The sequence below is a fragment of the Thermoflavimicrobium daqui genome, from assembly GCF_003313465.1.
Lineage (GTDB): Bacteria > Bacillota > Bacilli > Thermoactinomycetales > Thermoactinomycetaceae > Thermoflavimicrobium > Thermoflavimicrobium daqui.
Map to the genome: position 1 here is coordinate 115,494 of NZ_KZ845665.1, position 25,923 is coordinate 141,416.

The following is a 25,923-nucleotide window of genomic DNA, read 5'->3' on the forward strand; positions in this document are numbered from 1 at the left end:
ATGAATAAACCTTATAAAGTAGTTGCAAAAGCAATTATCTTTCATGAAAATCAGGTGCTGATTTTACGTAAATCAGAAGAAGAAAGAAGTATAAAAGACACACACGGATGGGATTTCCCAGGGGGGAGTTTAGAACCTAATGAGTTACTAATGGATGGACTAGTTAGAGAGTTAGTTGAAGAAGTTGGACTTCAGGTTAAAGTGATTGCCCCAGCCTATGTTTATGATGAAATTCAAGAAGAAAAACACTTGGTTATCGTTAAATTTGCTTGTGACCAACCTGAAGGTGATCTCGTACTTAGTTCCGAACACGAGCAGTTTAACTGGATTTCACTTGATAGGCTACATGAATCAGAGATCCCTGAATGGATGAAGGATGAAATTCGACGAGCTTATCGAATATATATGGAATTTCGTAACTAAAAAAGGGACCGTTGAGAATACTCAACGGTCTTAATCATTTCAAAAAAGAATGAGAGAGGAGATTTGACGTAATATAAAAGTGAGCAAGGAGTGATTATTATATAGAGTCAACCGGAATATTGAATTTTTTCATACCACCCCCTTTTCATGATAGGATCATTTGTTTCGAATTGATAAGAAAATAAGGGAAATATTGGTTAATAAATATAATATGATTTTTAAATGCATTTTCCTGCAAATATTTGTAAATAAATACAAGAAAATTTAGAAGTTATTCCAAAACTATTAGAATGAAATGGGATTTTTCGTTATTTAAGATTTAATTTAGTTGGAAATCTTTCCGAAATAATCCAAGCTATTGAAAAGAAGGAATTTGTTTTGGTATTAGAGTATTAAGAAAATGAAACAGATCAATATCAAGAAATTCGAATATACTAGAGTTAGAGCTTGTTCGATTAATGGAGGTGAAATCGATGGGATGGAAACAGAGAAAGTTAAAAAAGAGGCTGTTATCGTTTGAGACAATTTTTCGCAAGCATGCAGAAATTTGTCCCCATTGTCGTGCATTAAATGTATGGCCTCTTGGTGAAGCAATGCCAAAAACATGTAGACGTTGCGATCAAACGATGTCTGAAAATGAGCAAGAAGAAGAGAGGACGATATATTTTAGTCTCAGTCGGAATCAGCGAGAAATTCTTCACCACTGAGTGTCGGATTCATCGCTATTTTTTTGTGTAGACGATTTAAATAACCATTGCTGAACTTATTTATAAATTTTTGTTTTTTATATTTTCATGTAGAAATCAAGAGGAAAAAAATGACCATGACATAGATATCCGATTTGTATTCATAAGGGAGATCAGTTATTCTTGTTATTATAAATATTCGGACTCGAGAGTGTATGTGTTGTAGCTAATGGAATCCATTCGGAGTAATAATAGATTGGACATAAGTGGAGGGAGTTTGATGAAAACATATCATTTGCTTGGGCTAGAAGATGATCATATGGCAGCTTTAGCTCAAGTTTTGTATGACATGGGTCATAGAGTACAACCGTGGGATTATAATGTATCTGTGTCAACCAAAAAGTTATTAAAGGATAGAGGTTTAAACTTAATCGCACCTATGGAGCAGGTTCAAAATGATGATCATATGATCGTACTTGAAAATCATGAAGAACGAGCAAAACTACTATTATCAAAGACAAAAAAATCATTAAAATGGTACGGATATCATCAATTTATGGGTGAATTGATCCAGGACTTTACAAGTATTTCAGTCTTAGGACTAAAAAGTAAGAAAATGTTATCACGTCTGCTGTCAAAAGTATTTAATTCCTTCGCTCCTACATCATACTTATTAAGTGAGAGTATAGCAAAAGGTGGGAATAAGGATGTATATTTTGTATTTGAAGGATGTGAAGATCCGACCTATATTAAATCATATCAACCAGACTTTGCTGTAATTACAAATATGGATGAGCAGACAGAGCAGTTTCAACATAAAAAAGAGATGAAGAAGATCTTTTTACAAGTGGCTAAGCAGGTAAAAAAACGGGTTGTAGCATGTGGAGATGATATCAATACACATATCCTACTAACCACAGGACCAGTCCTATTTTATGGTTTGGGTGTCAATAATGATTTAGTAGCCAAAAATGTAATCGATAAGGAGGGAAGTCTTTCCTTTGATGTATATTTAGATAAACAGTTTTTAGATCGTTTTGAATTGGGTTGGTGTGATCAACAAGCTGTTCTTCACGCTTTAGCTGTAATATCGATTGCTTTATTAGAAGGATTTGATCTGAATCAGTTGAAAGCAGCCTTGCGTTCATTTTCTTTGTTCCAAGTTTAGGGGAATATGTAGGTGCTTTAGCTCAGAAGGGTTGATTTACCAAATATAGAGATGATATAGAGTCATATTTTCTTCACGTTCTCGCCGCCGAGTGTCCTATAGAGAAGTGATACGGTCTGTTCCGAGGGTATCCATTGGATATAACGAGCAAAGCATCAGAAAAATATATTTCCAATTTTTACAATTATTGGTTAATAATAAGCTAACTATAGCCAACTTTATATTTCAAAAATATTTTGCTTGTTAAAGGGTTATGTGGTAAAATCAGCGTCATATATACTGACTATCATAGTTTCAGGAGAGTTTTATTATGGATATTTTAAAAGACTTACAAGACAGAGGACTTATTTACCAAAGTACTGATTTAGATTTGCTACGTAAAAGACTAGGTGAAGGTCCCATTACACTGTACTGTGGATTCGACCCAACTGCAGATAGTTTACATATTGGCCACTTGGTGACTGCACTTACACTTAGACGTTTCCAATTGGCTGGTCACCATGCTATTGCACTTGTTGGTGGAGCCACTGGCTTAATTGGGGATCCAAGCGGAAGAACATCAGAGAGAACCCTAAATCAGAAAGAGACTGTGGAGGAATGGGTGGAAAAGCTCAAAAAGCAGCTGTCTCGTTTTATCGATTTTGACTCTTCCCAAAATCCTGCACGCATGGTAAATAATTATGACTGGACAAAGTCTCTTGATGTGATCAGCTTTTTACGAGATGTGGGGAAAAATTTTTCCATTAATAATATGTTAGCCAAAGAGTCGGTTAGCTCTCGCTTGGATAAAGGAATTTCCTTTACCGAGTTTAGCTATATGATCTTACAGTCCTACGACTTCTTTAAGCTGTATGAACTTTATGGATGTGAATTACAGCTGGGTGGAAGTGATCAATGGGGAAATATCACTGCTGGAACTGATCTTGTTCGTAAAATGCATAATGAAAAAGTGACGGTTCATGGCTTAACATTGCCACTGATTACAAAGAGTGATGGAACTAAGTTTGGGAAAAGTGCTTCAGGAGCCATCTGGTTGGATGCTGACAAAACTTCCCCATATGCTTTTTATCAATTCTTATTAAATGTTGATGATAATGATGTAATTAAACTATTAAAAGTATTTACTTTCCTCACGATCGAAGAAATTCTAGAGCTGGAGCAAGAAGTAGCTACAGCCCCAGAAAAACGTGTAGCACAACGTACACTTGCTGAAGAAGTGACACGTCTTGTTCATGGTGAAGAAGCATTACAGCGAGCGATCCATATTACCAATTCCTTGTTTCATGGGGAGATTCGGAATTTAACAGGGCAAGAGATTACCGAAGCTTTTCAGGATGTTCCATCAACCACTTTATCCGACCAACAAGGATCACTTGTTGATGCATTAGTTCAAGTAGGAGCTGCTAAGTCTAAAAGAGAAGCACGTGAGTTTATAAGCAATGGAGCAATCACAGTCAATGATGTAAAAGTCACTCATATCGCAACGAAATTGGCTGAGCTCGCCCCTTTAGATGGGAAATATTTGGTTATTCGTAGAGGAAAGAAGAAATATTATTTGTGTGAAGTCGTAGCATAAAACAAAGCGAGCTAGATAAATGAATAAATAAGGGTATTAACATATTTGATTGATATCATGTTAATACCCTTATTTGTATTTATCCAACTTTGATAGGATTATACAAATTGATAATCCAATTATGATTTACTTAAGGAGAACTTTATGCATATATCTTCTTATATTCTTTATCGTGTTGACTCAAATAATTCAATCCATTCACCATCTGGACCATAGAAAAAGATGTATTTAGAACCATTGGGGAGGATGGTAATATCCTTATCAATCCACTTTATATCTAGCTTTTTTAAGCGTTCCATCTCAGATTCGATATGATCCACTTTAAAGGCAAGATGATGGACTTTACCTTCTTGAGGTAGCTGATTGTTGTAGCCCTCGATAAGTTCGAGTTCAGTTTCATCAGAACCTTGAAAGCCAAGAAAAGCAAGCTTTAAATCTTGGTTTGGCATTTCATATAATAATTTCATACCCAAAACTTCTTGATAAAAGGAAATCGATTTTTTGATATCGCTAACCATAATGCCTACATGTTCAATTTTATGGATTGCCATGTTCGATCCTCCGCTTTTTGGTAATATCTTAATCAGTTTATAAATAAATAGCAACTCTCGTAAAAATGGACAATAGATTTTGCTGAAGCTATCCAGCATATTGCAAAATTCGATTGAAAATCCCAATCATATCGAGAGGAAGTTGCGAATCGCTTTGTATAGGATCGACTTTTGCTCCAAGTTTTTTGCGATAGTAAGTGGAAAGCGATAAGTGGCTGATTAAGAGGGGAACCACTAATATATAGAATACTAAAATATAATATATAATTCACGCTAATAAATGGTTTGGGTATTGTCCGACTAGAGCTATTATTTTTATTTCGTACGAACCTTTTTTGTGAAAAGCCCGTCATGTTACAATAGTTTTTAAGGTTAAATTTTCATAGAAAAGGGGATTATGTATGCGTGATCAACGAGTTACTAAGCTAGCTAAAGTCTTAGTAAATCACTCTTGTCAGGTTCAACCAGGAGAAAATGTATTAATTGATGTTTTTGGAGATGATCGCCAGCTGGCTCGTGAACTCATTCAAGAAGTATATCGTGTTGGAGGATATCCTTTTGTTCAATTAAATGATTCAAAGATAACCCGATCTTTACTACGTGGAACCAATGAAGAACATGTAAACCGTATGACCGATATAGGACTCTATCAAATGAAAAAAATGGATTGTTATATTGGAATTCGTGGTGCTAACAATATTAATGAACTTTCTGATGTTCCAGATGAACAAATGGGATTGTATTCTCGGATTTATAATCATCAAATACATAGTGAAACACGTGTAAAGCAAACAAAATGGGTCGTTCTTCGCTATCCTAATGAATCAATGGCCCAATTGGCTCAGATGAGTACAGAAGCATTCGAGGATTTTTATTTTGATGTCTGTACCTTGGATTATCAAAAGCTAGATGATGCCCTAGAGCCCTTGAAAAAACGCATGGAACAAGCAGATCAAGTGCATATTGTAGGTCCTGGTACAGATTTAACTTTTTCGATCAAAGGAATTCCTGTAGTTAAATGCTCTGGACAAGCGAATATTCCTGATGGAGAAGTCTTTACTGCTCCTGTCCTACAGTCTGTAAATGGAGTTATTACTTTTAACACAGCTACTGTCTATCGTGGAACGACATTTGAGAATGTTCGTTTAGAATTTGATAATGGACGAATTGTTAAGGCAACAGCCAATGAGACAGAAAAACTAAATCAAATTTTAGACACAGATGATGGTGCACGATATATCGGTGAATTTAGCTTGGGTGTTAATCCATATATCTTACATCCGATGAAAGATACCCTTTTTGATGAAAAAATTACAGGGAGCTTCCATTTTACTCCCGGTCAAGCTTATGAAGACGCAGATAATAGCAATCGTTCGGCGATCCATTGGGATATGGTTTGTATTCAACGTGCTGACTATGGTGGTGGTGAAATCTACTTTGATGGTGAGCTAATCCGTAAAGATGGAATTTTTGTAGTTGATGACCTACGTGCATTAAATCCTGAAAGTTTTTGATAAAGAAAGAAGTAAAAGAAATACAAGGATAGTATTTTTAATAAACAACTAGGTGAGTTCAATGGTATTATCTGATGAAATCATGCAAGTTTTACAACAGGGAAGCGATGAAGAAAAAGAGTTATTAAGACTAACCTTACAAGCGATACACCAAAAAAGGGAACGGTCAAGTGCTTATTTATCTGGCTTTATGGGATTATCCGGCCAATTCATTGATAAGGATACTTATGAATTTCGAATCCCCATAACCCCTTTTATGATGAATAGTATAGGCATCGTTCATGGGGGAATCATAGCTTCACTTGCAGATTCAACAATGGGATCTTTGGTTAATAAAAGTATTCCTGATGGATCTGGCGCGGTTACTTCTGAATTAAAAATAAACTATTTAAGACCTGGTATTGGAAAAGAGTTAATTTCTCGAGCTAAACTGGTGCATAAAGGGTATACATTGGTTGTTTCTCAGTGTGAAATTACAAATGAACGAGGACAGAAGATTGCATTCGCTACTAGTACGTTTTATGTAATAAAGAAAGGGTAAGAAGTTAAAGGGCATCGCCTAGGTGCCCTACTTCTGATTTTGTAGAGTCAAGTTGGAATTCGTTGTTAAATCATTTAACTTACCGCCGATTACGGTAACCTGTTCAAACTCAAGGATTCTACCAGTTAAAAAAGTAAATTGTAGTAGGTGCCCATCTGTAGTTTTTAATTCTACTTGAAAATACGAATTAGAATCGATTGATTTATTACTTTTTCCGAAGGGATGTGAAGTATCCCAAATAACCATGGAAACCAAACTCCTTTCTAGATATTTTGAAGATCGGAGATTCACAATTCAATTATGACATAGTATAATAATTTTTACCAATATTAAAAATAATTGTTGGTGGATATAATCTGGGTGGAATATTTATTCAATTGCAGGTATTTTTACTAAACTTTATTAAAAAAAATAAAATCTAAATGAGCTTTTTAATAAATAAGTCGATAGTAGGCATCGCTTTATGGAATTTTTTCGAAAAAAATTTTAATGAGGTGCTTTATGAAAGAATCGATCTTTGTATCACTTAAATTGGGTGAATTAATAAAAAAAGCTCGTAAAGGTAAAGGATTTAGACAAGAAGATTTAGCTGATGATCTTATTTCTACTGCAACGATTAGTAATATTGAACGTGGGGCGTATACTGTTAGTAAAAGTAAATTAGAGCATGTTTGCTCAAAGCTTGAATTGGATTTAGAGAATATCAATTTGCCAGAGAAGGAAGAGTTTAGTGAAAGAGAGATGCAGTTTTTATTGATAATGCTTGAACAGGATATAGATGCATGCAATCTTGAACATGCTTGGAAAAGCCTACAAAATTTTTCAATAGCAAGTGACCACCCTTTACAAGCGTGGTTTTATTATTTGAAAGGTAAATATTATTTCAAGAAAAATGTTTGGAATCAGGCAAGTGTTTGTTTTTCTAAAGGAATTCAAGTGATTGATAACTTCCCTGAGGTGATCTATAGTAATATTTCTGCAGCTTGTTATAATGAATTGAGTCGGATTGCTTATTATCAAAATGATATCGAACAAGCTCTCAATTATGTAAATACAGGAATAGAAATTTTTGTTCAAAGTGGTGAAAGAGTTTATCTAGAATATCAACTTTTAGTAAACAAAGTTATTTATTTGAAAAATCAAAAGCGGATTGAAGAAGCTTTACGTACCCTTCATCTAATGTGGAATGAAATGGATAAGATCAAAAGTACCGAAGTATTATTAAACATGTATGAACTACATGCAGAGTTACTCAATAAGACAGAGAGATATGAGGAAGCAACAACCTATGCATTAGCTGGGATGGAGCTAGCGCGTATTGAAGGAAATCATGAAAGATTGTTTGACTTATGGACGGTACTGGGGAGTAGCTATATCTATTTAGAGCAGTGGAACAAAGCTGAACAATGTTTGCAATCTGCTTTACGATTAAAGGAAAGGATTAAAAAAGAGTACTTGCTTATTTCAACTTATACACAGCTTGGCAAATTATATTCGACTACAGGAAAAGTGAGAGTGGCTATTCATACCTTAGAAGAAGCTGTACGGTTAGGAAAACAAACAAATGATGCGTTTCGGCTTTGTGAAGCACTAGAAGTATTAGGAGATTGTTATTTGCGTAAAGATAAGAATAAAAAGGCGAAAAAATCTTATGAAGAAGCCTTATATATAGCTGAACAACACGCTCTAAAAGTACAGGCACGTAATATTTTGTTAAAGCTTGCATGTTGCTGCCAAAAAAGTGATCCTGAAAACTATCAAAAATATATTGAATCTTTTTTCCAAATGCATATACAATTACAAGAAAGGAGGGAAATAGCCATGAAATTGGAAAATCAAATTGATTCTCTCAAACTTCATTCAGATCCACCAGGTAGCTAAGTATCAGAAAGACCAATGAACATGAAGTTTGATATGGATTTAATAATTTATTCTACTGAAATGGTATAAACTAATTTCAGAAAAGTTTATTTATCTACATAATTCACTATATTGCGATTCACTCTTGGTGTAAAGTGATCTCATCGATATAAGATATGGGTGCCCCTTTTAATAAACACAAAAAGCACACCCAGAAAGAATGATTTCACATTTTTAGCGACTCTTTTCGGTTGGAGTCGCTTTTTTTTAGTGATGGATAACGACCTCAAATTTAATGATATAATCAATAGGGTTTTGTTTATTTCGACCATCTGCGAGATAAAGATGGATCGGTCCCCCTTCTTGAAGAGGCTGTCCCTCTTTAGCAAAACATAGATATGATTTATAAGCTTCTTCAATCGTAAGTGTGATACTTTCGCCGCGAGAGCGATGACAGATAACATGTGTAGCGGCTGGGTCTGGATCAGCATTATGTAAAAAAGTCTCAAACATCATCGCAAGACCCTCAACTTCTGAAAAATATTCGTTAAGGTTAAAATGTCGATCATCAATAATCCAAATCGTTGGATCTAAATTAATTTGGTACTTTACCTTACCTGTAATGAGAATAACTGAATGCATAATATCACCTTTTTAGCCTAAGTTATTTTGATATATTAAGTTTGTTGTAACTAGAGTAACATTTTCTATGTAATCATGAAAGAAAGAAGATCTTTATAAAGATTTACCAGAAAAGGAAAATTAGATTTGACCTTTTATACCTGCAAATCATGGGTGGGAAAGATGCAAGCTCCATCTTTTAGCATTAGCATAGGTGGTGGGTAGTTGATAGTAAGTAGTATTGTTTTGCAAACCTGTGGGGATCATGATACACTTATTATAGCATATGGGATTAAGGGCCGTTTGCAAAGAACCTGTGTGGAACGGTCGATGGGGGGATGTACTTTGACCATACCAACACAGACCGATTTGAGTCAAAAGGCTTTACGACTGCTTAGGGAAGATGCTGAAAAAATTGAACAGTTAATTGCGGTTCAGTTGGATAACTTAACATTGCCGAAATGTCCACTTTATGAAGAAGTTTTAGATACTCAAATGTTTGGCCTTTCAAGGGAAATTGATTTTGCTGTTCGTCTTGGAATGATTACACGTGAGCAAGGTCAACAAATCCTTCATGAACTTGAACGGAAATTAGCTCATCTATATTCAACTATTCTTCCCTCATCGGTCGGTGAGTAAGCAAGACTCCAATTCGGAGTCTTTTTTATTTTTATAAGCCCCCATTCATAGATGAAAGAATAGTTGATATTTCTTACTCTCCGAATCGATCTTCCGCACTATAAATACCGCTAATATCGGAGATTAATCTTTTTAGTGTACGTGATTGATATCGCTTTTCTGGATAATAGAGAAGAACTGGAAAAGAATGGTCGAATTGAACAAGTCGAACACGACGGTAAGAAGAGTTTTTACTATATACAGAGGTGGTTGGAACCAAAGCAGCACCATAATTATTAGCAACTAAGCTTTTAATTTCATCGATGCTTGTTAATTCGATCATAATATTTAGATGAATTCCATGTTGTTTACAAACACGATCTAGTAAACGGCGTTCCATTGTAGAAGGAGCAAAGGAGATTAATGGAATTTTTTCCAAATCAGTAGATGAAATGTAGGAATATGGCTTGGTTAAAGGATATTCTTGTGAAGTGATTAGTGTGAAAGTATCAAAAAAGAGTGTTTTTGTTTGGATAAAACTGGGGAGAGATTCTAATGAATATGCGATCCCAAGGTCAATTTGTCCTTCTTTTATGGCATGGATCAGCTCTTCCTCTGACATTGTAAGCACACGTAATGGCGTGTGTTGGTTAAAAGACTGAAAGTAATGAGTAAGACGATGTAATACAGTCATCGTTAAACAAGAGGTAGTTCCAATTACCATTGGATGCTTTACTGGTTTTTCTTCATTTTCAGTAATGAGATCTTTTGATTCACGAATCAGTTCGACGATTTGTAGAGCGTAAGGAAGAAATAACCTGCCACTAGAGGTGAGCTTAACATTCGATCGATAAAATAGCGTGGTTCCTAGTTCCTCTTCGAGACTTTTGATTTGTGCGCTTACAGCCGGTTGAGTTAGCTGTAAAGCATCAGCTGCCTGGCGAAAGTGCCGGCGTCTGGCGACTTCAATAAAAGTGTAAAGCTGTTGTTCATTCATGTCGATCCCACCTCGTTTCCCTGATAAATAAATTTTATCATATTAATTAATATAATAAATTAGATTTTTCAAAGTGAACAGTATTAAAATTAAGATAGAAAAGCATTATGTAAGGAGGGGAAATCGTGCGAGTGAATGCAGGTTTAGAAGGCATCGTTGTTGCGGATACAGAAATTTCCCATGTTAATGGAGAGGAAGGTCAATTAATTTATAGGGGATATGATGTCAAACAGTTGGCTAGGAAAATCACTTATGAGCAAGTCGTACACCTTCTTTGGAAAGGAGACTTACCACAGCAAAAAGAAGAAGATTCGTGGACGAAAATTTGGAAAGAAGCATATGAGTTAACTGAAGAATGGATTGAATTTCTTAAAATCATACCTAAAGAAGTGGATATGCTTAGCTCTTTACGATCGATCTTAGCGACATTAGATGAACCCGCTTCTCCACCAACTATGGCACAAGCGATTAAATTCTTAGTTAGTGTTCCGATGATCATTGCTGCAAGATATCGCTTATTGCAAGACTTGTCCATTGTTCATCCACGTAAAGATTTATCATTTGCAGCCAATTACTTATACATGTTGCGTGGAGAGATTCCTAGTACAGCCCATGTTCAAGGGCTAGATGCCTATCTTGTCTTAACTGCTGAACATGGGTTCAATGCATCTACCTTTACAGCTAGGGTTGTTACTTCAACAGAATCTGATCTTATATCAGCAATCATTGCAGCGATTGGTGCATTAAAAGGAAAGCTACATGGAGGTGCTCCTTTAGAAGTTGCTGACATGCTTGAAGAAATCAGGGAGGTCAACCGAGCAGAGAAGTGGATGCGTGAAAAACTGGAAAATAGGGAGAAGTTAATGGGATTTGGGCATCGTGTATATAAAACGATGGATCCTCGAGCAGAGGCTTTGCGAGATGTTGTGCAGAAGAATGCTAAAAATGAACCTTGGTTCCAATTCGCTGTTCAAACAGAGCAAATTGCTTTAGCTTTGTTAAAAGAGTATAAACCGCATCGACAGATCTATACAAATGTAGAATTTTATACTGCAGCTATTTTAAAGGCTATTCGACTACCTAAAGAATTATACGTACCTACGTTTGCTGTTAGTCGTACAGCAGGCTGGATTGCACATATACTTGAACAAGCCAACCATAACCGGATTATAAGGCCATCTGCACGATATGTTGGTTGTAAGGATAAAAAATGATTATAAAATTTATTCAATTAAAACCTCTCTGTTACAACAGAGAGGTTTTTTATGATTGATACATACATAAGTGAGATAGAGGGATAAACAGATAATTTACAAGATGACCTTTAAGGGAAATCACAATGTGTTTGTTAAATTATTCCTCTTTATTACAAACATATAAGATGAGTGTAAGTCAAATCAATGGTTTTTTTTCTGGATTTAATTAAAATGAAATCGAAGCTATAAGGTAGCTTCATCAGATATTTTTCGGAATAAATGTTTGTATTAAATAGATATCTACCTTAGTCAATCTTTATTTTCAAGAGGCGAAAAAGAGAAGAATATTTGTAAATGGTTTGAATTTATTAAGAGGAAGATGCCCAAATGTTAGTGAAATATGGTACTATTTTAAGAGAGTCATATCCATATCAAGAAGATAAGAAAGTAAAAAAAAGATGGTTTATCTACCTTATCTTAATTGTCTTGATAGTACTACAATTTATTGGTGGGGCTGCCATGGAACTTTTTGGACGTTTTTTAGTGGATAAACAAAAGTTAACCGCCGCTCAGACTGCAAATCAATATGTCAAAGTAGAAGAAATGCCAGACTATTTGGGACAAGCCTTTATAGCAATAGAAGATCATCGATTTAAGAGTCATTTTGGTGTAGATTTTATTTCAATGACACGTGCTTTGTGGGTGGATCTAACTAAAGGTGGAAAGTTGCAGGGTGGCAGCACAATTACGATGCAACTGGCACGAAATTTGTTTTTGACCCATCAAAAAACATGGAGTCGAAAAGCCAAAGAGATTCTTATCGCGTTTTACCTAGAATCGAAATTTTCTAAAGAGGATATCTTAAGTATGTATTTAAATAATATATATTTTGGTCATGGAAAATATGGAATCGAAACAGCTGCAGATTTTTATTTTGGTAAAACAGTTTATGTGCAAAATTCAGATAAAGAGGTAGTTAATCTTGCAGAAGCTGCTATGTTGGCTTCTTTGCCTAAAGCCCCAGAATTATATTCACCGATTAGAGATTTTGCTAAAGCTAAAAAGCGGCAAAGAATCGTATTAAAAAGGATGACTGATTTAGGATTGATTTCTGAAAGAGATAAAGAAGCAGCGGTAAAGGTGCCTATTCGGATCTTGGGAAAGTATAAAGCTTCTACTGATTTAGTGGAGAAAGACCAAGCATTTCATTACTTACCTGTTTCAGGTATGTCATCTTAAGAACCAAAGCCCTTCTGTAAGAGATAGAAGGGTTTTGGTTTGTTTATTTATCCGACTACAAAAAATGCTGCACCTAAAATCACATAAACCATAAGTAGTAAAACTCCTTCGTACCAGTTGGTTGCACCATCTCTGGAGATCGATGAGGCGATGAAAGTGGCAGCCGTTACGGCTACGATTTCATAGGAGTTAAATACTAAATCCATTTTTTTCCCAAACATGAGACCAACGAATACTAAAACAGGTGCGACAAATAAAGAGATTTGTAAACTACTTCCAACAGCAATTTCAACAGCAGCATCTAGGCGATTTTTTATAGCAAGCATAATAGCCGCACTGTGTTCTGCTGCATTTCCGATGATAGCAATCAAAAATGCGCCTACAAATAACTCTGACCAGCCTATTGCTTTTGCTACAGCTTCTACACTATGAACCAACCATTCACTTTGCACGGCAACAAACAGTGTAGAAATTGCAAGGATCAGAATGGAGATCCATTTGGACCACGGTGGGTTTTCTTTTTCATCTTCTATAGGCTGGTTAGATGAGCTACTATTTAATTCTTGCCGATGAGTAACCAATGAGAAGTATAACCATAAAAAATATCCGATCATCAATACAGCTGAAATAATGATGCTTACATCTAACACATCTTCCAACGGCTCTTGTTTTAGAAAAGCAGCAGGTATAAATAAAGCGATTACGGCAATCAACATAAGTGAGGTATTATGACTTGCAAGCATAGAATTAAATTTTTGTGTTTTGTATTTTAATCCACCAAAAAAGACACTCAAACCAAGCACAAGTAGTAAGTTTCCGATGATTGAGCCAATGATACTTGCTTTTACTAAATTGAATAATCCTTCTTTTACTAAAAAGATTCCTATAATCAATTCGGCAGCATTACCAAATGTAGCATTTAAAAGGCCACCTAAACGTTCGCCAGCATAATAAGCTACGCTTTCTGTTGATTTCCCTAATAATGCTGCCCAAAGTAGCAGTGAAAAAGCAGCTAATGTAAATTTTAACCATTCGATCTGTGTGAAATATTGGGCTAAAATACTAGCTAAAGTCATTATAACCAAAAGCGGATAAAACCACTTTTTTTTCACTTTTGTCACTCCCTAGTCTGTTAAATCTCTGTAAAATAAATGGTAGTACATTGTATAGAAATGTACAGATTGTTGTTTTTGAAATTACTCCCTTGACAAAACTAGAACCTTAATCACTTTAAGATGTTGCATAATTCAATCAAAAACTAGATCATTCAAAGAATAAGCCTCAAATTGCTTAGGGATCAGAGTGTATCAAAGGTGAAACTCTAAGAAATTTTATGGGCTCATTATTGGGAGGAGTAAGTAGGAAAACGCTAAGTAGCTAATTGAACAGGCAGTTTCTACTTAATATTAGGAATGGATAAGGTAAAAATTTACAAATTTTCCTCGTTATCATTACGTATTTAATTATTATAGTGTATGAAAAATGGGAATAGTATTGAGTATTAGAGTTAGTATTTACTAGTTATTTTAGCTGGAAAAAAGAAGGAAAATACCAGATAAAAGAGAAATAGTCCAACATAGCCCGTGCAAGAAAGGGGTGAGATTATGGAACATGTAAAGGATACCGCGATTTTTATAGATTTAGAAAATGTATATTATGGGCTAAAAAAGTATCATATGGATCCAGATCATCCTGATGACAAACATAATTTATTTTTACGTTTACAAGATTATTACGGTAGGGATTCGATCCGTATGATGGAGGCTTATGCTGACTTCGAACAGATCGAACTTTCGATGATGAGTCTGCAAAGAAAAAGAGTACATGTTCATCAAGTATATGGGAATGGGCGGCGAGGGGAAGAAAGAAAAAATGCTGCTGATATACAGCTTTGTCTAGATGCAATGGAAGTATTATATCAGATACCTGAGATCAATACATTTGTGATTGTTAGCGCAGATCAAGATATGATTCCGCTACTGGATCGTTTGTGGTCAAAAGGAAAGCGAGTAGAACTTTTCTGCCTGTACGATGAGAGTCTTTCCAAATCAGCTCAACTCCATGAGTTTTGTGATAAAACCCATAATTTATTTGAATTTCTCGGAATAAATAAGTTGCATAACCTCCAGTTTGACCATCTTGTCCATAATGCTGTGGTACAAATTTATGAATGGTATCGAGATCCCAATAATACAGGGAAGAGCTATGGAAGTACTTGGATCAAAAATGATTTTTTACGGAAACTACACATAAGTGAAGTAGAAGCTAATCATCTCTTCACACGTTTAGTTAAAGGAAAATACCTAATTCCTTATGAGATTGAAATGGATGAAAAAGTTTTTTATGGGTATAAAGTTAACTTAGCTCATCCACAAGTACAGATGATGGTAAAGATAGCAGGATATAATATCACGAAATGTTCACTAGACGCTGGTTGAATTACAAAAAAAGACTTTTTATTATGAAAGTGCGAGCACAAGTTTTGAATAACTCCTCAGAGGATGCACTTTCTTTCTTTTGTGTACGAAGTTAAATGAGGAGTGAACCCAAATGTCCATTTGGAAATATGAGAGAGATATTGAAAATTTAAAGATTGAAATTGCACGTTTGGAACGTATTATCAGTGAAAAGCAAGATGAATTTCAAAGGGCTACACGTCGTGGAGAGGAAGTAGATGCTCGTTTATTACGTCGAAAACAATTAAAATATGAGGAAAAATTGCGAGAAATAATTAGAGAACTAATTATTGCCGAACGTAAGCTTGCAAAGGTTAAAAAAGAATCGTTGAACAATCTAGATAATTTAGATTGCTGGTAAGATAGCTATCTCTGAAAAAGAAGGAAAGAAAGCTGGAAATGTAGAATTTTACAAAGACAACCTTTATGAAGCTGTCTACTTGCCATAGGTTAGACTTTTTTTATTTTGTATGAGTTAAAGCCATTTATTTATCGATTTTCTAACTGTATATGCATACTTTTTGTATTAGAATTTAATAAAAAGGGGTAAGACTGTCTTACAACTTGGTTTTCTATTTCTTATAGCATGGTTACCAGCAGGAGTGAAAACAAAAAGGAAAGCCAATATAATAAAGCTTTTGTTTTGTTTACAAACTTGAAGCATCTTAGGAAGTAAATCATGGAGTAAGTGGTTTATGAATATGTACTTATATAAATGCTACGATGGTCAAATGATGATAAAGGAGGTGAATTCCTGCTACATGAAAGCAGATTTCGTCGGGAGTGCAAGGTAGCAGGAAAGTCAATGACTGAATATACAGGGGGTACCATTCGCATTGCTGATGATGTTGTAGCGGTAATCGCTGGACTTGCTGCTTCCAAGGTAAAGGGAGTTGCAAGTATGTCTGGAGGGATTACAGAAGGCTTTGCAAAACGAGTGAGCGGAAAAAATATGACACTGGGTGTCAATGTAGAAGTTGGACAAGTTGAAGCTGCAATTGATTTACGTGTGATCGTAGAATACGGTGTTCGAATCCATGATGTCTGCCGAGCCTTACAGAATGAAGTGAAGGAAACAGTAGAAGGAATGACAGGACTCAAAGTAGTCGAAGTCAATGTGAAAGTTGAAGGTGTGGATATTAAGGATAAGGGTAATGCCAAAAAAGAAGATAATGAACAGCGTGTAAGATAAGAGGAAGGGAGATATCTTTAAGTAGATATCTCCCTTCTTTAGAAAAGTTATACAGAGAGGGCTTTTTCTAGTTCAGCTAATTTTTCTTTGACTTGTGAATCTAAAGCTGCAGGAACTTCAACAGAGTCATCTAGACCGTGTGGGAAAAAATGTTGTACAAAGACAGGTGTTCCTAACTCTAATAATGCTGCTGGATGTTCTAACTGTTTGTTATTAACAACATCTACCACATCTGCCCGTAATCGAAGATAATATTCGGCATCATCTGTTGTTAGTAATAGATCATAAGTAGCTTTTTCATAGTCCCATGTCCAACGTATAAAGCCTAACTTTTCCATAATTTCTTCTAGCTCTTTAAATTTCTTTCTAATTCCCTTGGTTTTTACTTCGTGAAAGATCATCTAAAGTGCCTCCTTTTTTTTAGCACACCGTATAGAATCCTTATTAAATGATAGTATGAACGGACAAATAACGCAATAACATGAATAAATCTGTTACAAAGAGTTTGTGATCCTTCTGATAAAGTACCACAAAATATAGCGAAGTTCATACATTTGAACTTAATCTCCTTATAATTTTGCAGTCAAAAATTTACCTGACTCGGATGTAATGCGCTGCTTTCGGCTAGAAATGATGTAGGTTTTTAATTGAATTGTACAATTTACTCAAATTAGTTAAGGCTAAGAAATAATAATAGTATTAAAATAGGGAATATAGGAACAGTGAAGGGGATGGGGAATTATGAGAAAAAAGATTGAACAGCTATTTCCAAAAATGGTACAGTGGCGAAGATATTTTCATCAATATCCTGAACTTTCTTATCAAGAAAAAAACACTTCTACATATATTGCTACCTTTTTAAAGGAACTCAATTTAGAAGTACACACAGGAATTGGAGGATATGGTGTAACAGGACTCTTACGGGGAAAAGAAGCTGGACCTGTGGTTGCACTTCGGGCAGATATAGATGCATTGCCGATTCAAGATGAAAAGAAATGTGAATATCGATCACAGGTACCGGGGATTATGCATGCTTGTGGACATGATGGACATATGGCTACACTGATGGGAGCTGCGACTATTTTAGCTGAAGAGGTTGATCGACTAAAAGGTCAAGTTTTATTTATTTTTCAACCTGCTGAAGAGAAGCCACCTGGTGGTGCGATTCAAATGATTCGTGAAGGAGTATTGGAATCAGTTGATGTTATATATGGTATGCATTTGTGGACACCGTTTCCCCTTGGAATGATTGGGACTCGTCCAGATGAAATAATGTCAGCCTCAGATGAATTTAATATCACTATTAGGGGACGTGGTGGTCATGGGGGTATTCCTCATACGGCAATTGATACAGTTGTAATTGCATCTCATCTAGTTGTTAATTTACAAACCATTGTGAGTAGGCAGATCGATCCATTGCAAGCAGGTGTGATTACTGTTGGTATGATCAAAGGAGGCAGTACGTTTAATGTGATCGCAGACACTTGTACTTTAACTGGAACAGTACGTACTTTTAAGCCGGAAATTCGTAAGATGTTGGTGGAACGTATAGAAGAAGTTGTTAAGAATACATGTCAGATGTATGGAGCAGATTATCAATTTGAATACGTCTATGGCTATCCATCTGTTATCAATCATGGAGATGAAGCCAAGCGGGTGATGAAGGTCGCCAAAATGATCGTCAACGAACAACAGGTACAAACAATCTCACCTCTTATGCCTGGAGAAGACTTTGCATACTATTTACAAGAGCGTCCAGGAGCTTTTTATTTTGTAGGCGCTGGTAATGCAGAAAAGCAAATAACATATCCACATCATCATCCGTTATTTGACATAGATGAGCGAGCTATGAAAATAGGAGCAGAATTATTTGTTAATTTGGTATGGGATTATATAGATCAGTATGCTGGATCTAGAAGAGACGAGCGAAATAAGTTAGGTAACCTTTAGGAATGTAACACCTTTTTTTGGATGTATGTCTTTAGAGTGCTTGGAAAAACTATGAGCGAAAAGGAGGAGTTTATATATGGACAAGGTTAGACATATTATGTCAAAAAATGTAGTGTCTGTCGGACCAAATGATAATATTTATGAAGTAGCTTGTCTGATGAGAGATCATAATGTGGGAATGTTACCTGTAGTTGAGAATAATCAATTGTATGGAGTTATTACAGATCGCGATATTGTTCTTCGAGGAGTAGCTGAAAAAAAGCCTAACTCTAGTACTGTAAAGGATATTATGTCTAGCCGTTTAGTCCATGGACACCCTGAAATGTCAATTGATGAAGCAGCCAGAGTAATGTCTGAGGCTCAAGTACGCCGTTTACCTGTAGTAGAAAACAACCAGTTGATTGGGGTTGTCTCCATTGGAGATATGGCAGTACGTGAGCCATATGCAGATGCAGCGAGTACAGCTATGCAAGAGATTTCAGAAACACATAATCCACATGTATCCAGTGATTTACAACACTAGACTCATATAGCTGTTAGCTTACAAGGCTAACAGCTATACATACCGATTTAATACTTGATCGATGGGTTTAAAGTATTCTTCTCCAAATGTATTTAAATGTACCAATAGATGATAAAGTTGATAAATCGGTTTTCTTTCAGTATAAGTCTTAGAAATAGGTTGGACTTCGTGATAAGCTTTATAAAATGATTCTGAAAAACCTTTGAAAAGTTCTGTATATGCTAACTCTATTTCAGAGTGCGCATAATAAGTAGCAGGATCAATGAGATAAGGCTCCCCTTGTGGTCCATATAACCAGTTCGCACTCCACAGATCTCCATGAATGAGCGATGGTTTAACATGACTGGGAATCCAGTCTGATAATCGCTCCATCAACTGTTCTAATTTTCTTTGACGTTGACCATTGAGTATGCCGCTTTTTTGTCCAATATTAACTTGAACTTTTAAACGCTTATCACGAAAAAAGGATAACCAATCTTCACTCCACCCATTTTTTTGTGGAAAAAAACCGATATAATTATCCTCTGCTAAACCAAAAGCCGAGCCATAGACATGATGAAGCCGAGCTAATTTTTGTCCAAGCCACTCTTCAGTTTTTTTATGTTTTGTTCCCTCAATCCATTCAAGTGCTAGCAAGGCTATATTTTGTTCCTCAAAATAAAATTCTCCATATACTTTAGGTACACCAATCTCTTCAGTTTGACCTAGTAACGTTAAACCCATCGCTTCTTTTCGAAAAAAGTCATGGGTCACTTTCTCATTCAATTTTATAAAATACTGAGTTTGTTTTGTTTCTACATAAAATGCCTGATTAATACATCCGCCGGAAAGAGAACGAATAAGGATGATGTCCGATGAATCACCCATTTGATATAGCGCATTTGTAATATATCGTTGCATAAATATCCACCTCATGACTGATTTTCTTAAATTATCCTTTTACTTAAACATAAAACTACTTGAAACAAATTGCTTAGTAAAGTACAATGTTGGCAAAAAAGTAGGGGGCCTTTTTAATGAATAAACCCTATGTAATTCGTCATAGCGAGAGAGACCATATCCCAATGGGACATGGAGTAAAAATAAGCTATCTAAGAAAATGTGCTGATGATTATAGTATTTTACTACAGATGGATGCTCAAGGGCAGTTTCCAGTACATCATGACATAGGTGGCAAAGAGATCTTTGTTATCGATGGTGAGATTACCGTTGGTAAAGAGAAACTAAATCGTGGTGATTATTATTATTTGCCTCTAGGAACAAATTCTCCTGTCACCACTTCTACAGGCTGTACGCTCTTGATTAGCTCCATGAAAAGCATGTAGATCATATAGCATTTGATTTTAAACCGGGCTTTATTGATTCATAAATTTCTTGCCCGGTATGAAATTGCTTGTGAATTATTTAACAAATATACAAAGGCGCCCTTATTATTCCTATTATTCTGAAACTTGATAGAATTATATTCATATGATATCATGTAGATAGCAATTAAATATTGATTTGATTCGATGAAGGGAGTTACAACAATGGGTCAGATACAAGAGACAAAAGCATGGAAAATGAATGGTTTTTTATTCTTCCTTGTTGAATTAGTTCTATTAGGTGGAGGAATCTACTTTTTTACTCAAGATAATTATGCATTAATCGTGCCTTGTGCGATTCTATTTATATTAATTGCAAATGGCTTTTTGATAGTTCAACCGAACCAAGGTTATGTACTTACTTTCTTTGGAAAATATGTAGGTAGTGTCCGGGAAGATGGCTTTTACTGGACAAATCCATTTAACTCTTCGAAAAAAATTTCACTTCGTGTCCGCAACTTTAATAGTGATAAGATCAAAGTAAATGATAAGGATGGGAATCCGATCGAAATCGGAGCAGTGGTAGTTTGGCGTGTGATAGATTCGGCCAAAGCGGTATTAGATATTGAAAATGTGGGAAGATTTGTTGATATTCAAAGTGAAACAGCGATTCGATCAATCGCTACTCGTTATCCTTACGATACACATACGACCGACATAGAGTCATTACAGGGAAATCCGGATGAAGTAGCTCATGCTTTAATGGTTGAGTTGCAAGAACGCTTAACGATTGCTGGAGTCGAAGTGATTGAGGCAAGAATTAGTCATTTAGCTTATGCTCCGGAAATTGCTCAAGCGATGCTTCGTCGTCAGCAAGCCCAAGCAGTCATTGCAGCTCGTCAACAAATTGTTGAAGGGGCGATGGGCATGGTCACTATGGTAATTCAAAATTTAGAGCAACAAGGTGTGGTAGATTTGGATGAAGAACGTAAAGCATCGATGGCTAATAATCTTCTCGTTACTCTTGTATCCGAGTCGGGTACTACACCTGTTGTAAATACGGGTTCGCTTTATTCATGAGCCGTGGAAAGAAACGCTTCCTTCTTCGTCTTGATCCGGAACTTTATGAAATCCTTGAAAAGTGGGCAGCAGATGAATTTCGTAGTGTAAATGGACAGATTGAATTTCTATTAAAGGAAGCGGTTCGTAAGGTAGGACGAAGTAAGAAAAAGCAGTCTATGTTAGATAATGATGAAACATAAAATCAATTATTTGCGGATTCATAGAGTCTAAACTTTTTCACCTCCTTGTTCATATACTAGAACAAAGAGGTGATTTCATTATGTCACTAAAAAGTAGAACTGGGATGTATACATTACTCTATCGTTATTCACCGAAACCAGAAAAAGTGAAAGCCATTGGTGGAAAAGTTTTTTATATTAGTCGGTTTACACCGACATTGACGGCGATGATACCAGATCAAAAATATCTTTCTGTATTAAAAAAAGATCCTGATTTGATGTATATTTCACGTGATCAGACATTTTCACTTCCTTTCTATCATGTAAAGAAAATTTTCTCCCCTTCGATTATGATGAAAGCGAATCAAATGCATTTATCAAAACAAGTCATTCCTTGGAATATACAGAGGGTCTGGGGAAAACATTATTTAAATAGTGGTCAAGGAATTCGAGTTGGTGTTATTGATACAGGGATTGATTTGAATCATCCAAACTTGGCTAAGAATGTTAAAGGTGGAATTAATATTATCCATCCATCCAAGTCACCACAAGATGATAATGGGCATGGAACTCATATTGCAGGGACAATTGGAGCTTTAAAAAATAGAGTTGGAGTCGTAGGAATTGCTCCAAAAGTTTCACTCTATGCGATTAAAGTACTTGATTCATCAGGAATGGGGTCACTCAGTAATTTAATTAAAGGAATCGAGTGGGGAATTGCCAATCATATGCATATATTGAATATCAGTATTAGTGGTGGGAAGAATATTCCTCCTGTGCTTCAAAAGATAGTAAAAGAAGCTGTAAGCCGTGGAATTATCATTGTAGCTGCAGCAGGAAATCATGGTTCTACTTCTGGGCAAGGAGATACAGTTGAAATACCTGCTCGTCTATCCGAGGTTATTTCTGTGGCAGCTGTAAATAAGTCAAATGAACGAGCATCTTTTTCAGCGACAGGGAAGATGGTCGATATTGCTGCCCCTGGTGTCGATATTTTAAGTACCTATCATCAGAAGCGCTATGCAGTATTAAATGGAACATCCATGGCAACTGCTCATGTATCTGGAGTTATGGCGATTTATCGTGCTCTTTATCCACGTAAATCTGTAGCGGATCTAAAAAGAATCGTTTTTAGAAAAGCCATTGATCTACCACCAAAAGGCAAGGATTCATTGACAGGATATGGATTAATTCAGGTGAGTTAGGATGGTGGATATGAAGGAAGGATACAATTAAAAGCCCTAGCTTTTCTTATATAATCGAAGAGCTAGGGCTATTTTTGTTCAGTTGGACTTATGATCTTTACCAGTAACCTTGTAATACTACGATGATCCATTTCTTGAACAGTAAATAAGTAATTTTTGTATGTGACTTCTGCTCCTACTTTGGGTACCTCTTGTAATTGTGAAAAGATCCATCCTCCAATGGTATCATTATCCTCATCTTCAATGTCAAGCTGGAAAAAGTCGTTGACTTCTTCGATTAATAATCGAGCGTCAATCGATGTTTCATTGCCTTTTTGTTGAAAGAATGGTCGTTCATCATCGAATTCGTCTTGAATTTCCCCTACGATTTCTTCGATGATATCTTCCATAGTTACCAGCCCTGAAGTTCCACCATATTCATCGACGACGATAGCCATCTCCGTTCGATGTTTTTGTAAAGTTCGTAGAATATCTTTGATTTCCATTGTTTCTGGTACTAGAACAGCGGGGCGTACTAATTCTTGGAGTATAGGAATATCTCCAGTCGCTAGCCTTTCATAGATATCTCGAATATGTACAATTCCTAGAATATCATCTTTATCTTCTCCACAGAGGGGAAAGCGGGTGTAATGGGATTCGCTAATGGTTTTTAGATTTTCCGAAAAGCTATCTTCGGTATATAAACAAATCATATTAATCCGTGGGACCATTACTTCTCTCCCAACGCGGTCAGTAAAATCAAAAATGTTATCAAACAAAGAAAGCTCCGTTTGATCAATCATTCCACTTTCGTGACTTTGTTCTACAAGCATACGAATCTCTTCCTCTGTATGCGCTTGTTGTTGATCACGTTCCAATTGAAAGCCAAATATCTTTAAAATAAAGTTAGCGGAATGATTAAGTAGCCAAATGGCTGGGCGAAAAATGATGAAAAATATATGCAACGGACGAGCAATCCATAATGTTGTTGATTCAGCTTGACGGATGGCGAGCGATTTTGGAGCCATCTCTCCTAAAACAATATGTAAAAAAGTAATGACTGCAAAAGAAATGCCAAATGAAACGACATGTATGAATGTAGTAGGTAAGTGAAAATAAGAAAGAATGGGTTTTAAAAACTTTGCTAAAGCAGGTTCTCCCACATAACCTAAACCGAGAGAGGCGAGTGTAATCCCAAGCTGTGTGGCTGAAAGGTAAGCATCTAAATTAGCGATTAATTTTTGAGCTAGCTTTGCTTGAACATTCCCTTGTTGAGTTAGTTGTGCGATCCTTGTTGAACGAACTTTAACAATAGCAAACTCAGAAGCAACAAAAAAACCATTTAAAAAAACAAGAAATATCACCAGCAGTAAGTCAATAAATATTTCATACCAGTCAAACTGCAATAAAAAAACCTCCTAATATTCTAATCCTTGAGATGTTCAGCATACTTTTTCATCGCTTTCATATATATAACTCAAATCATGAACACCACAGGGAGGTACGTTATCATGTACCCATTTTATTTATTAGGAACAAGTTATCCTCATATGGCAACTGGTTTAAATCCAACTTATCCTTATTATTTTCTGCAAGGAATTCATCACATGCCTTTTTATGAGCCTTTTTTTAGAGGGATGAATGGGTACTTTCCATTCTTTCAGACTATGCCCTCATATTATTCACCTTTTTATAGAATGCCCCCGTCTTGGCAAAATTATCAAAGCAAAGAAGAGTTCGAGCGTATTTGGGATTCACCTGAGTCACCACAATCTCCATGGATTAAAGTATATGGGGCTGAACAGAAAGAAAGAAAATAGGGGATATTTTTAGGAGATATTGCATACATACTATTCGAAAGCCTTTTTGCTTTCTCCCTTCCTTAACATTCCCTCCTGTGTTTAAGGCTCAGGAGGGGATTTTTGGATATAAAAAAGCTTGTCCGTGTCGGACAAGCTTTAGGTTATGGACTCACTTGCTCTTATTGTACTTCTTTTTTACTAGAAAGGGAATAGTTTTTTTACTTAATTCGAATATTTATTTTTTTGATATTTTCTTTTGGAATGGTAAAAATTTCAATAGGATAAGTGATAGCTTGGGTGACAAAGTCAGTGGGGCTAGGTGGAATTTCCTCAGCATAGATCGTTGCCTCATCGCCTTTTTTTTCCGCTTTAGAGATTTGAATGCGATATCCTCCTGATTTACGCTTTCCGAGTGCAATAATGACATAGATTTGATTGTTGGAAGATAGTGAATGCGTACCACCTTGTTTCATCATTTGTTCTACTTGCTTTTGTATTTCAGGTGGTGCATTTTCTTTTTTTACTTGCTGAACAACCAACTGTTTGGTCTCCATCTTTTCTTTTTTTCCTTCCTCTTTTTGAGTGATTGAATCCTGATCTGAGGGGTTCAAAGAGCAACCAAAAAGTAAAAGGCTAAGAGATAAAAAAGATATAAAAAATTTTCTCACAAATAGGCCTCCTATCCATTAATCGGAAATGTAGGATAAGCTGTGCAAAGAAAAGGTATGATTATGATAAAATATATGAGAAGGAGGATGAAGTGTGGAATCATTAGATATGAGTGAGATATTAATAGCTGCTTATCAATTGGCAGATTGTATAAATGAATCAGAGGAAGTAAACAACTATCTTTATTACAAAAAGCAATTACAAGAAGATCAGGAAGCACAGAAATTGATTCGAGAGTTTCAAGATGTTAAAGCTTTATTTGAAGAAGCACAACGCTTTGGAATTTTCCATCCCAACTATCATGAGGCAAAAGAGAAAGCGGAAAGCTTTCAAAAAAAGCTGAACCATCATCCGAAAATTGCTGCCTATTTAGAAGCAGAAGAAAAACTAGATCAATTATTGTACGATGTTTCTGCTACAATTGCTCATTGCATCTCTGATACGATCAAAATTCCTACAAATGATCCAAAGTTGTTAGGTAAAAGAATTTGTCGTTAATAGTCACTGTAGAATGGCTTTAACCTCTCTGTTAGTACGCTTTTTATTAATGGAGGGGTTTCATTTTTTAGAGGGAGTTATGGACCTATTTATAAAAGTATGAAATGTCTTGAT

30 protein-coding genes are annotated in these 25,923 nt (G+C 35.8%); 21 read left to right on the top strand and 9 right to left on the bottom strand.

Translation table 11 applies throughout. The features are described 5' to 3' along the window. The 4 genes from DL897_RS06170 (at nucleotide 1) to tyrS (ending at nucleotide 3,853) form a co-directional block, all read left to right on the top strand. Nucleotides 1-423 carry an NUDIX hydrolase gene (locus tag DL897_RS06170; protein WP_113658275.1) on the top strand — a complete coding sequence of 141 codons (423 nt, stop codon included), beginning with the start codon at nucleotides 1-3 and terminating at the stop codon, nucleotides 421-423. Between the two features lie 473 nt (nucleotides 424-896). After that, the gene (locus DL897_RS06175) at nucleotides 897-1,130 is read left to right on the top strand and encodes a hypothetical protein (protein WP_113658276.1); all 234 of its coding nucleotides are present in this window, start codon (nucleotides 897-899) and stop codon (nucleotides 1,128-1,130) included. Between the two features lie 259 nt (nucleotides 1,131-1,389). After that, a complete protein-coding gene (locus DL897_RS06180) occupies nucleotides 1,390-2,277 on the top strand; it encodes a Mur ligase domain-containing protein (RefSeq protein ID WP_168188675.1) in 888 nt (295 codons plus the stop codon). Between the two features lie 310 nt (nucleotides 2,278-2,587). Then, nucleotides 2,588-3,853, top strand: coding sequence for a tyrosine--tRNA ligase (gene tyrS / locus DL897_RS06185; protein ID WP_113658278.1), 1,266 nt, complete (start codon nucleotides 2,588-2,590; stop codon nucleotides 3,851-3,853). Nucleotides 3,854-4,020: 167 nt separating this feature from the next. Here tyrS and DL897_RS06190 read toward each other — a convergent pair whose 3' ends face one another. Beyond that, a complete protein-coding gene (locus DL897_RS06190; RefSeq protein WP_113658279.1) occupies nucleotides 4,021-4,404 on the bottom strand; it encodes a VOC family protein in 384 nt (127 codons plus the stop codon). 401 nt (nucleotides 4,405-4,805) lie between these two features. Between DL897_RS06190 and DL897_RS06195 the strand changes: the two genes are divergently transcribed. Both DL897_RS06195 and DL897_RS06200 read left to right on the top strand, forming a co-directional pair. Beyond that, a complete protein-coding gene (locus tag DL897_RS06195; RefSeq protein WP_113658280.1) occupies nucleotides 4,806-5,918 on the top strand; it encodes an aminopeptidase in 1,113 nt (370 codons plus the stop codon). 61 nt (nucleotides 5,919-5,979) lie between these two features. Further along, complete coding sequence (locus tag DL897_RS06200; RefSeq protein ID WP_113658281.1) at nucleotides 5,980-6,459, top strand: PaaI family thioesterase; 480 nt, start codon at nucleotides 5,980-5,982, stop codon at nucleotides 6,457-6,459. 27 nt (nucleotides 6,460-6,486) lie between these two features. Here DL897_RS06200 and DL897_RS06205 read toward each other — a convergent pair whose 3' ends face one another. Next, complete coding sequence (locus tag DL897_RS06205) at nucleotides 6,487-6,705, bottom strand: hypothetical protein (RefSeq protein WP_113658282.1); 219 nt, start codon at nucleotides 6,703-6,705, stop codon at nucleotides 6,487-6,489. A gap of 255 nt (nucleotides 6,706-6,960) precedes the next feature. Here DL897_RS06205 and DL897_RS06210 point away from each other — a divergent pair, with 255 nt between their 5' ends. Further along, nucleotides 6,961-8,340: a helix-turn-helix domain-containing protein gene (locus DL897_RS06210; protein ID WP_168188676.1), complete on the top strand. Its 1,380-nt coding sequence runs from the start codon at nucleotides 6,961-6,963 to the stop codon at nucleotides 8,338-8,340. A 246-nt stretch (nucleotides 8,341-8,586) separates the two neighbouring features. Here the strand turns inward: DL897_RS06210 and DL897_RS06215 are convergent, their stop codons facing one another. After that, a complete protein-coding gene (locus DL897_RS06215; RefSeq protein ID WP_113658284.1) occupies nucleotides 8,587-8,961 on the bottom strand; it encodes a molybdopterin-binding protein in 375 nt (124 codons plus the stop codon). 309 nt (nucleotides 8,962-9,270) lie between these two features. Between DL897_RS06215 and DL897_RS06220 the strand changes: the two genes are divergently transcribed. Then, the gene (locus tag DL897_RS06220; RefSeq protein WP_113658650.1) at nucleotides 9,271-9,579 is read left to right on the top strand and encodes an Fpa/YlaN family protein; all 309 of its coding nucleotides are present in this window, start codon (nucleotides 9,271-9,273) and stop codon (nucleotides 9,577-9,579) included. A gap of 73 nt (nucleotides 9,580-9,652) precedes the next feature. On the opposite strand, the gene DL897_RS06225 is transcribed toward DL897_RS06220, so the two are convergent. Then, nucleotides 9,653-10,555, bottom strand: a complete 903-nt coding sequence (locus DL897_RS06225; protein WP_113658285.1) for a LysR family transcriptional regulator — start codon at nucleotides 10,553-10,555, stop codon at nucleotides 9,653-9,655. 125 nt (nucleotides 10,556-10,680) lie between these two features. Between DL897_RS06225 and DL897_RS06230 the strand changes: the two genes are divergently transcribed. Beyond that, complete coding sequence (locus tag DL897_RS06230) at nucleotides 10,681-11,769, top strand: citrate synthase (protein WP_113658286.1); 1,089 nt, start codon at nucleotides 10,681-10,683, stop codon at nucleotides 11,767-11,769. Nucleotides 11,770-12,138: 369 nt separating this feature from the next. Continuing rightward, nucleotides 12,139-12,990, top strand: a complete 852-nt coding sequence (locus DL897_RS06235; RefSeq protein WP_113658287.1) for a transglycosylase domain-containing protein — start codon at nucleotides 12,139-12,141, stop codon at nucleotides 12,988-12,990. Between the two features lie 47 nt (nucleotides 12,991-13,037). On the opposite strand, the gene cax is transcribed toward DL897_RS06235, so the two are convergent. Next, nucleotides 13,038-14,102: a calcium/proton exchanger gene (gene cax, locus DL897_RS06240; protein WP_113658288.1), complete on the bottom strand. Its 1,065-nt coding sequence runs from the start codon at nucleotides 14,100-14,102 to the stop codon at nucleotides 13,038-13,040. Nucleotides 14,103-14,594: 492 nt separating this feature from the next. On the opposite strand from cax, the gene DL897_RS06245 reads away from it, so the two are divergent. From DL897_RS06245 to DL897_RS06255, 3 genes are all read left to right on the top strand, one after another. After that, on the top strand, nucleotides 14,595-15,428 hold the full coding sequence (locus DL897_RS06245) for an NYN domain-containing protein (protein WP_113658289.1): 834 nt from the start codon (nucleotides 14,595-14,597) through the stop codon (nucleotides 15,426-15,428). 112 nt (nucleotides 15,429-15,540) lie between these two features. After that, nucleotides 15,541-15,807: a hypothetical protein gene (locus DL897_RS06250; protein ID WP_113658290.1), complete on the top strand. Its 267-nt coding sequence runs from the start codon at nucleotides 15,541-15,543 to the stop codon at nucleotides 15,805-15,807. Nucleotides 15,808-16,251: 444 nt separating this feature from the next. Then, nucleotides 16,252-16,638 carry an Asp23/Gls24 family envelope stress response protein gene (locus tag DL897_RS06255; protein WP_113658291.1) on the top strand — a complete coding sequence of 129 codons (387 nt, stop codon included), beginning with the start codon at nucleotides 16,252-16,254 and terminating at the stop codon, nucleotides 16,636-16,638. Between the two features lie 47 nt (nucleotides 16,639-16,685). On the opposite strand, the gene DL897_RS06260 is transcribed toward DL897_RS06255, so the two are convergent. Beyond that, on the bottom strand, nucleotides 16,686-17,039 hold the full coding sequence (locus tag DL897_RS06260; RefSeq protein WP_113658292.1) for a YugN family protein: 354 nt from the start codon (nucleotides 17,037-17,039) through the stop codon (nucleotides 16,686-16,688). Nucleotides 17,040-17,379: 340 nt separating this feature from the next. On the opposite strand from DL897_RS06260, the gene DL897_RS06265 reads away from it, so the two are divergent. Continuing rightward, complete coding sequence (locus tag DL897_RS06265) at nucleotides 17,380-18,588, top strand: M20 metallopeptidase family protein (protein WP_113658293.1); 1,209 nt, start codon at nucleotides 17,380-17,382, stop codon at nucleotides 18,586-18,588. A 76-nt stretch (nucleotides 18,589-18,664) separates the two neighbouring features. Then, nucleotides 18,665-19,111 (top strand): CBS domain-containing protein, encoded by a 447-nt coding sequence (locus DL897_RS06270; RefSeq protein ID WP_113658294.1) that lies wholly within the window; start codon nucleotides 18,665-18,667, stop codon nucleotides 19,109-19,111. Nucleotides 19,112-19,144: 33 nt separating this feature from the next. Here DL897_RS06270 and DL897_RS06275 read toward each other — a convergent pair whose 3' ends face one another. Further along, the gene (locus tag DL897_RS06275) at nucleotides 19,145-20,011 is read right to left on the bottom strand and encodes a fructosamine kinase family protein (RefSeq protein ID WP_113658295.1); all 867 of its coding nucleotides are present in this window, start codon (nucleotides 20,009-20,011) and stop codon (nucleotides 19,145-19,147) included. Between the two features lie 116 nt (nucleotides 20,012-20,127). Between DL897_RS06275 and DL897_RS06280 the strand changes: the two genes are divergently transcribed. The 4 genes from DL897_RS06280 (at nucleotide 20,128) to DL897_RS06295 (ending at nucleotide 22,861) form a co-directional block, all read left to right on the top strand. Beyond that, the gene (locus DL897_RS06280) at nucleotides 20,128-20,436 is read left to right on the top strand and encodes a cupin domain-containing protein (protein WP_113658296.1); all 309 of its coding nucleotides are present in this window, start codon (nucleotides 20,128-20,130) and stop codon (nucleotides 20,434-20,436) included. A 213-nt stretch (nucleotides 20,437-20,649) separates the two neighbouring features. Further along, nucleotides 20,650-21,495 (top strand): SPFH domain-containing protein, encoded by an 846-nt coding sequence (locus tag DL897_RS06285; protein WP_113658651.1) that lies wholly within the window; start codon nucleotides 20,650-20,652, stop codon nucleotides 21,493-21,495. Continuing rightward, nucleotides 21,492-21,677: a type II toxin-antitoxin system antitoxin gene (locus tag DL897_RS06290; protein ID WP_113658297.1), complete on the top strand. Its 186-nt coding sequence runs from the start codon at nucleotides 21,492-21,494 to the stop codon at nucleotides 21,675-21,677. The genes DL897_RS06285 and DL897_RS06290 overlap by 4 nt, the downstream gene beginning before the upstream one ends. Nucleotides 21,678-21,757: 80 nt before the next feature. Then, nucleotides 21,758-22,861 carry a S8 family peptidase gene (locus DL897_RS06295; protein ID WP_113658298.1) on the top strand — a complete coding sequence of 368 codons (1,104 nt, stop codon included), beginning with the start codon at nucleotides 21,758-21,760 and terminating at the stop codon, nucleotides 22,859-22,861. A gap of 68 nt (nucleotides 22,862-22,929) precedes the next feature. Here the strand turns inward: DL897_RS06295 and DL897_RS06300 are convergent, their stop codons facing one another. After that, a complete protein-coding gene (locus DL897_RS06300) occupies nucleotides 22,930-24,246 on the bottom strand; it encodes a hemolysin family protein (protein ID WP_240627288.1) in 1,317 nt (438 codons plus the stop codon). A 105-nt stretch (nucleotides 24,247-24,351) separates the two neighbouring features. Here DL897_RS06300 and DL897_RS06305 point away from each other — a divergent pair, with 105 nt between their 5' ends. Further along, nucleotides 24,352-24,660: a hypothetical protein gene (locus tag DL897_RS06305; RefSeq protein ID WP_113658299.1), complete on the top strand. Its 309-nt coding sequence runs from the start codon at nucleotides 24,352-24,354 to the stop codon at nucleotides 24,658-24,660. Nucleotides 24,661-24,860: 200 nt separating this feature from the next. On the opposite strand, the gene DL897_RS06310 is transcribed toward DL897_RS06305, so the two are convergent. Next, nucleotides 24,861-25,310 (bottom strand): protease complex subunit PrcB family protein, encoded by a 450-nt coding sequence (locus tag DL897_RS06310; protein ID WP_113658300.1) that lies wholly within the window; start codon nucleotides 25,308-25,310, stop codon nucleotides 24,861-24,863. 94 nt (nucleotides 25,311-25,404) lie between these two features. Between DL897_RS06310 and DL897_RS06315 the strand changes: the two genes are divergently transcribed. Then, nucleotides 25,405-25,809 (top strand): YlbF/YmcA family competence regulator, encoded by a 405-nt coding sequence (locus DL897_RS06315; protein ID WP_240627289.1) that lies wholly within the window; start codon nucleotides 25,405-25,407, stop codon nucleotides 25,807-25,809. Nucleotides 25,810-25,923 lie beyond the last annotated feature (114 nt).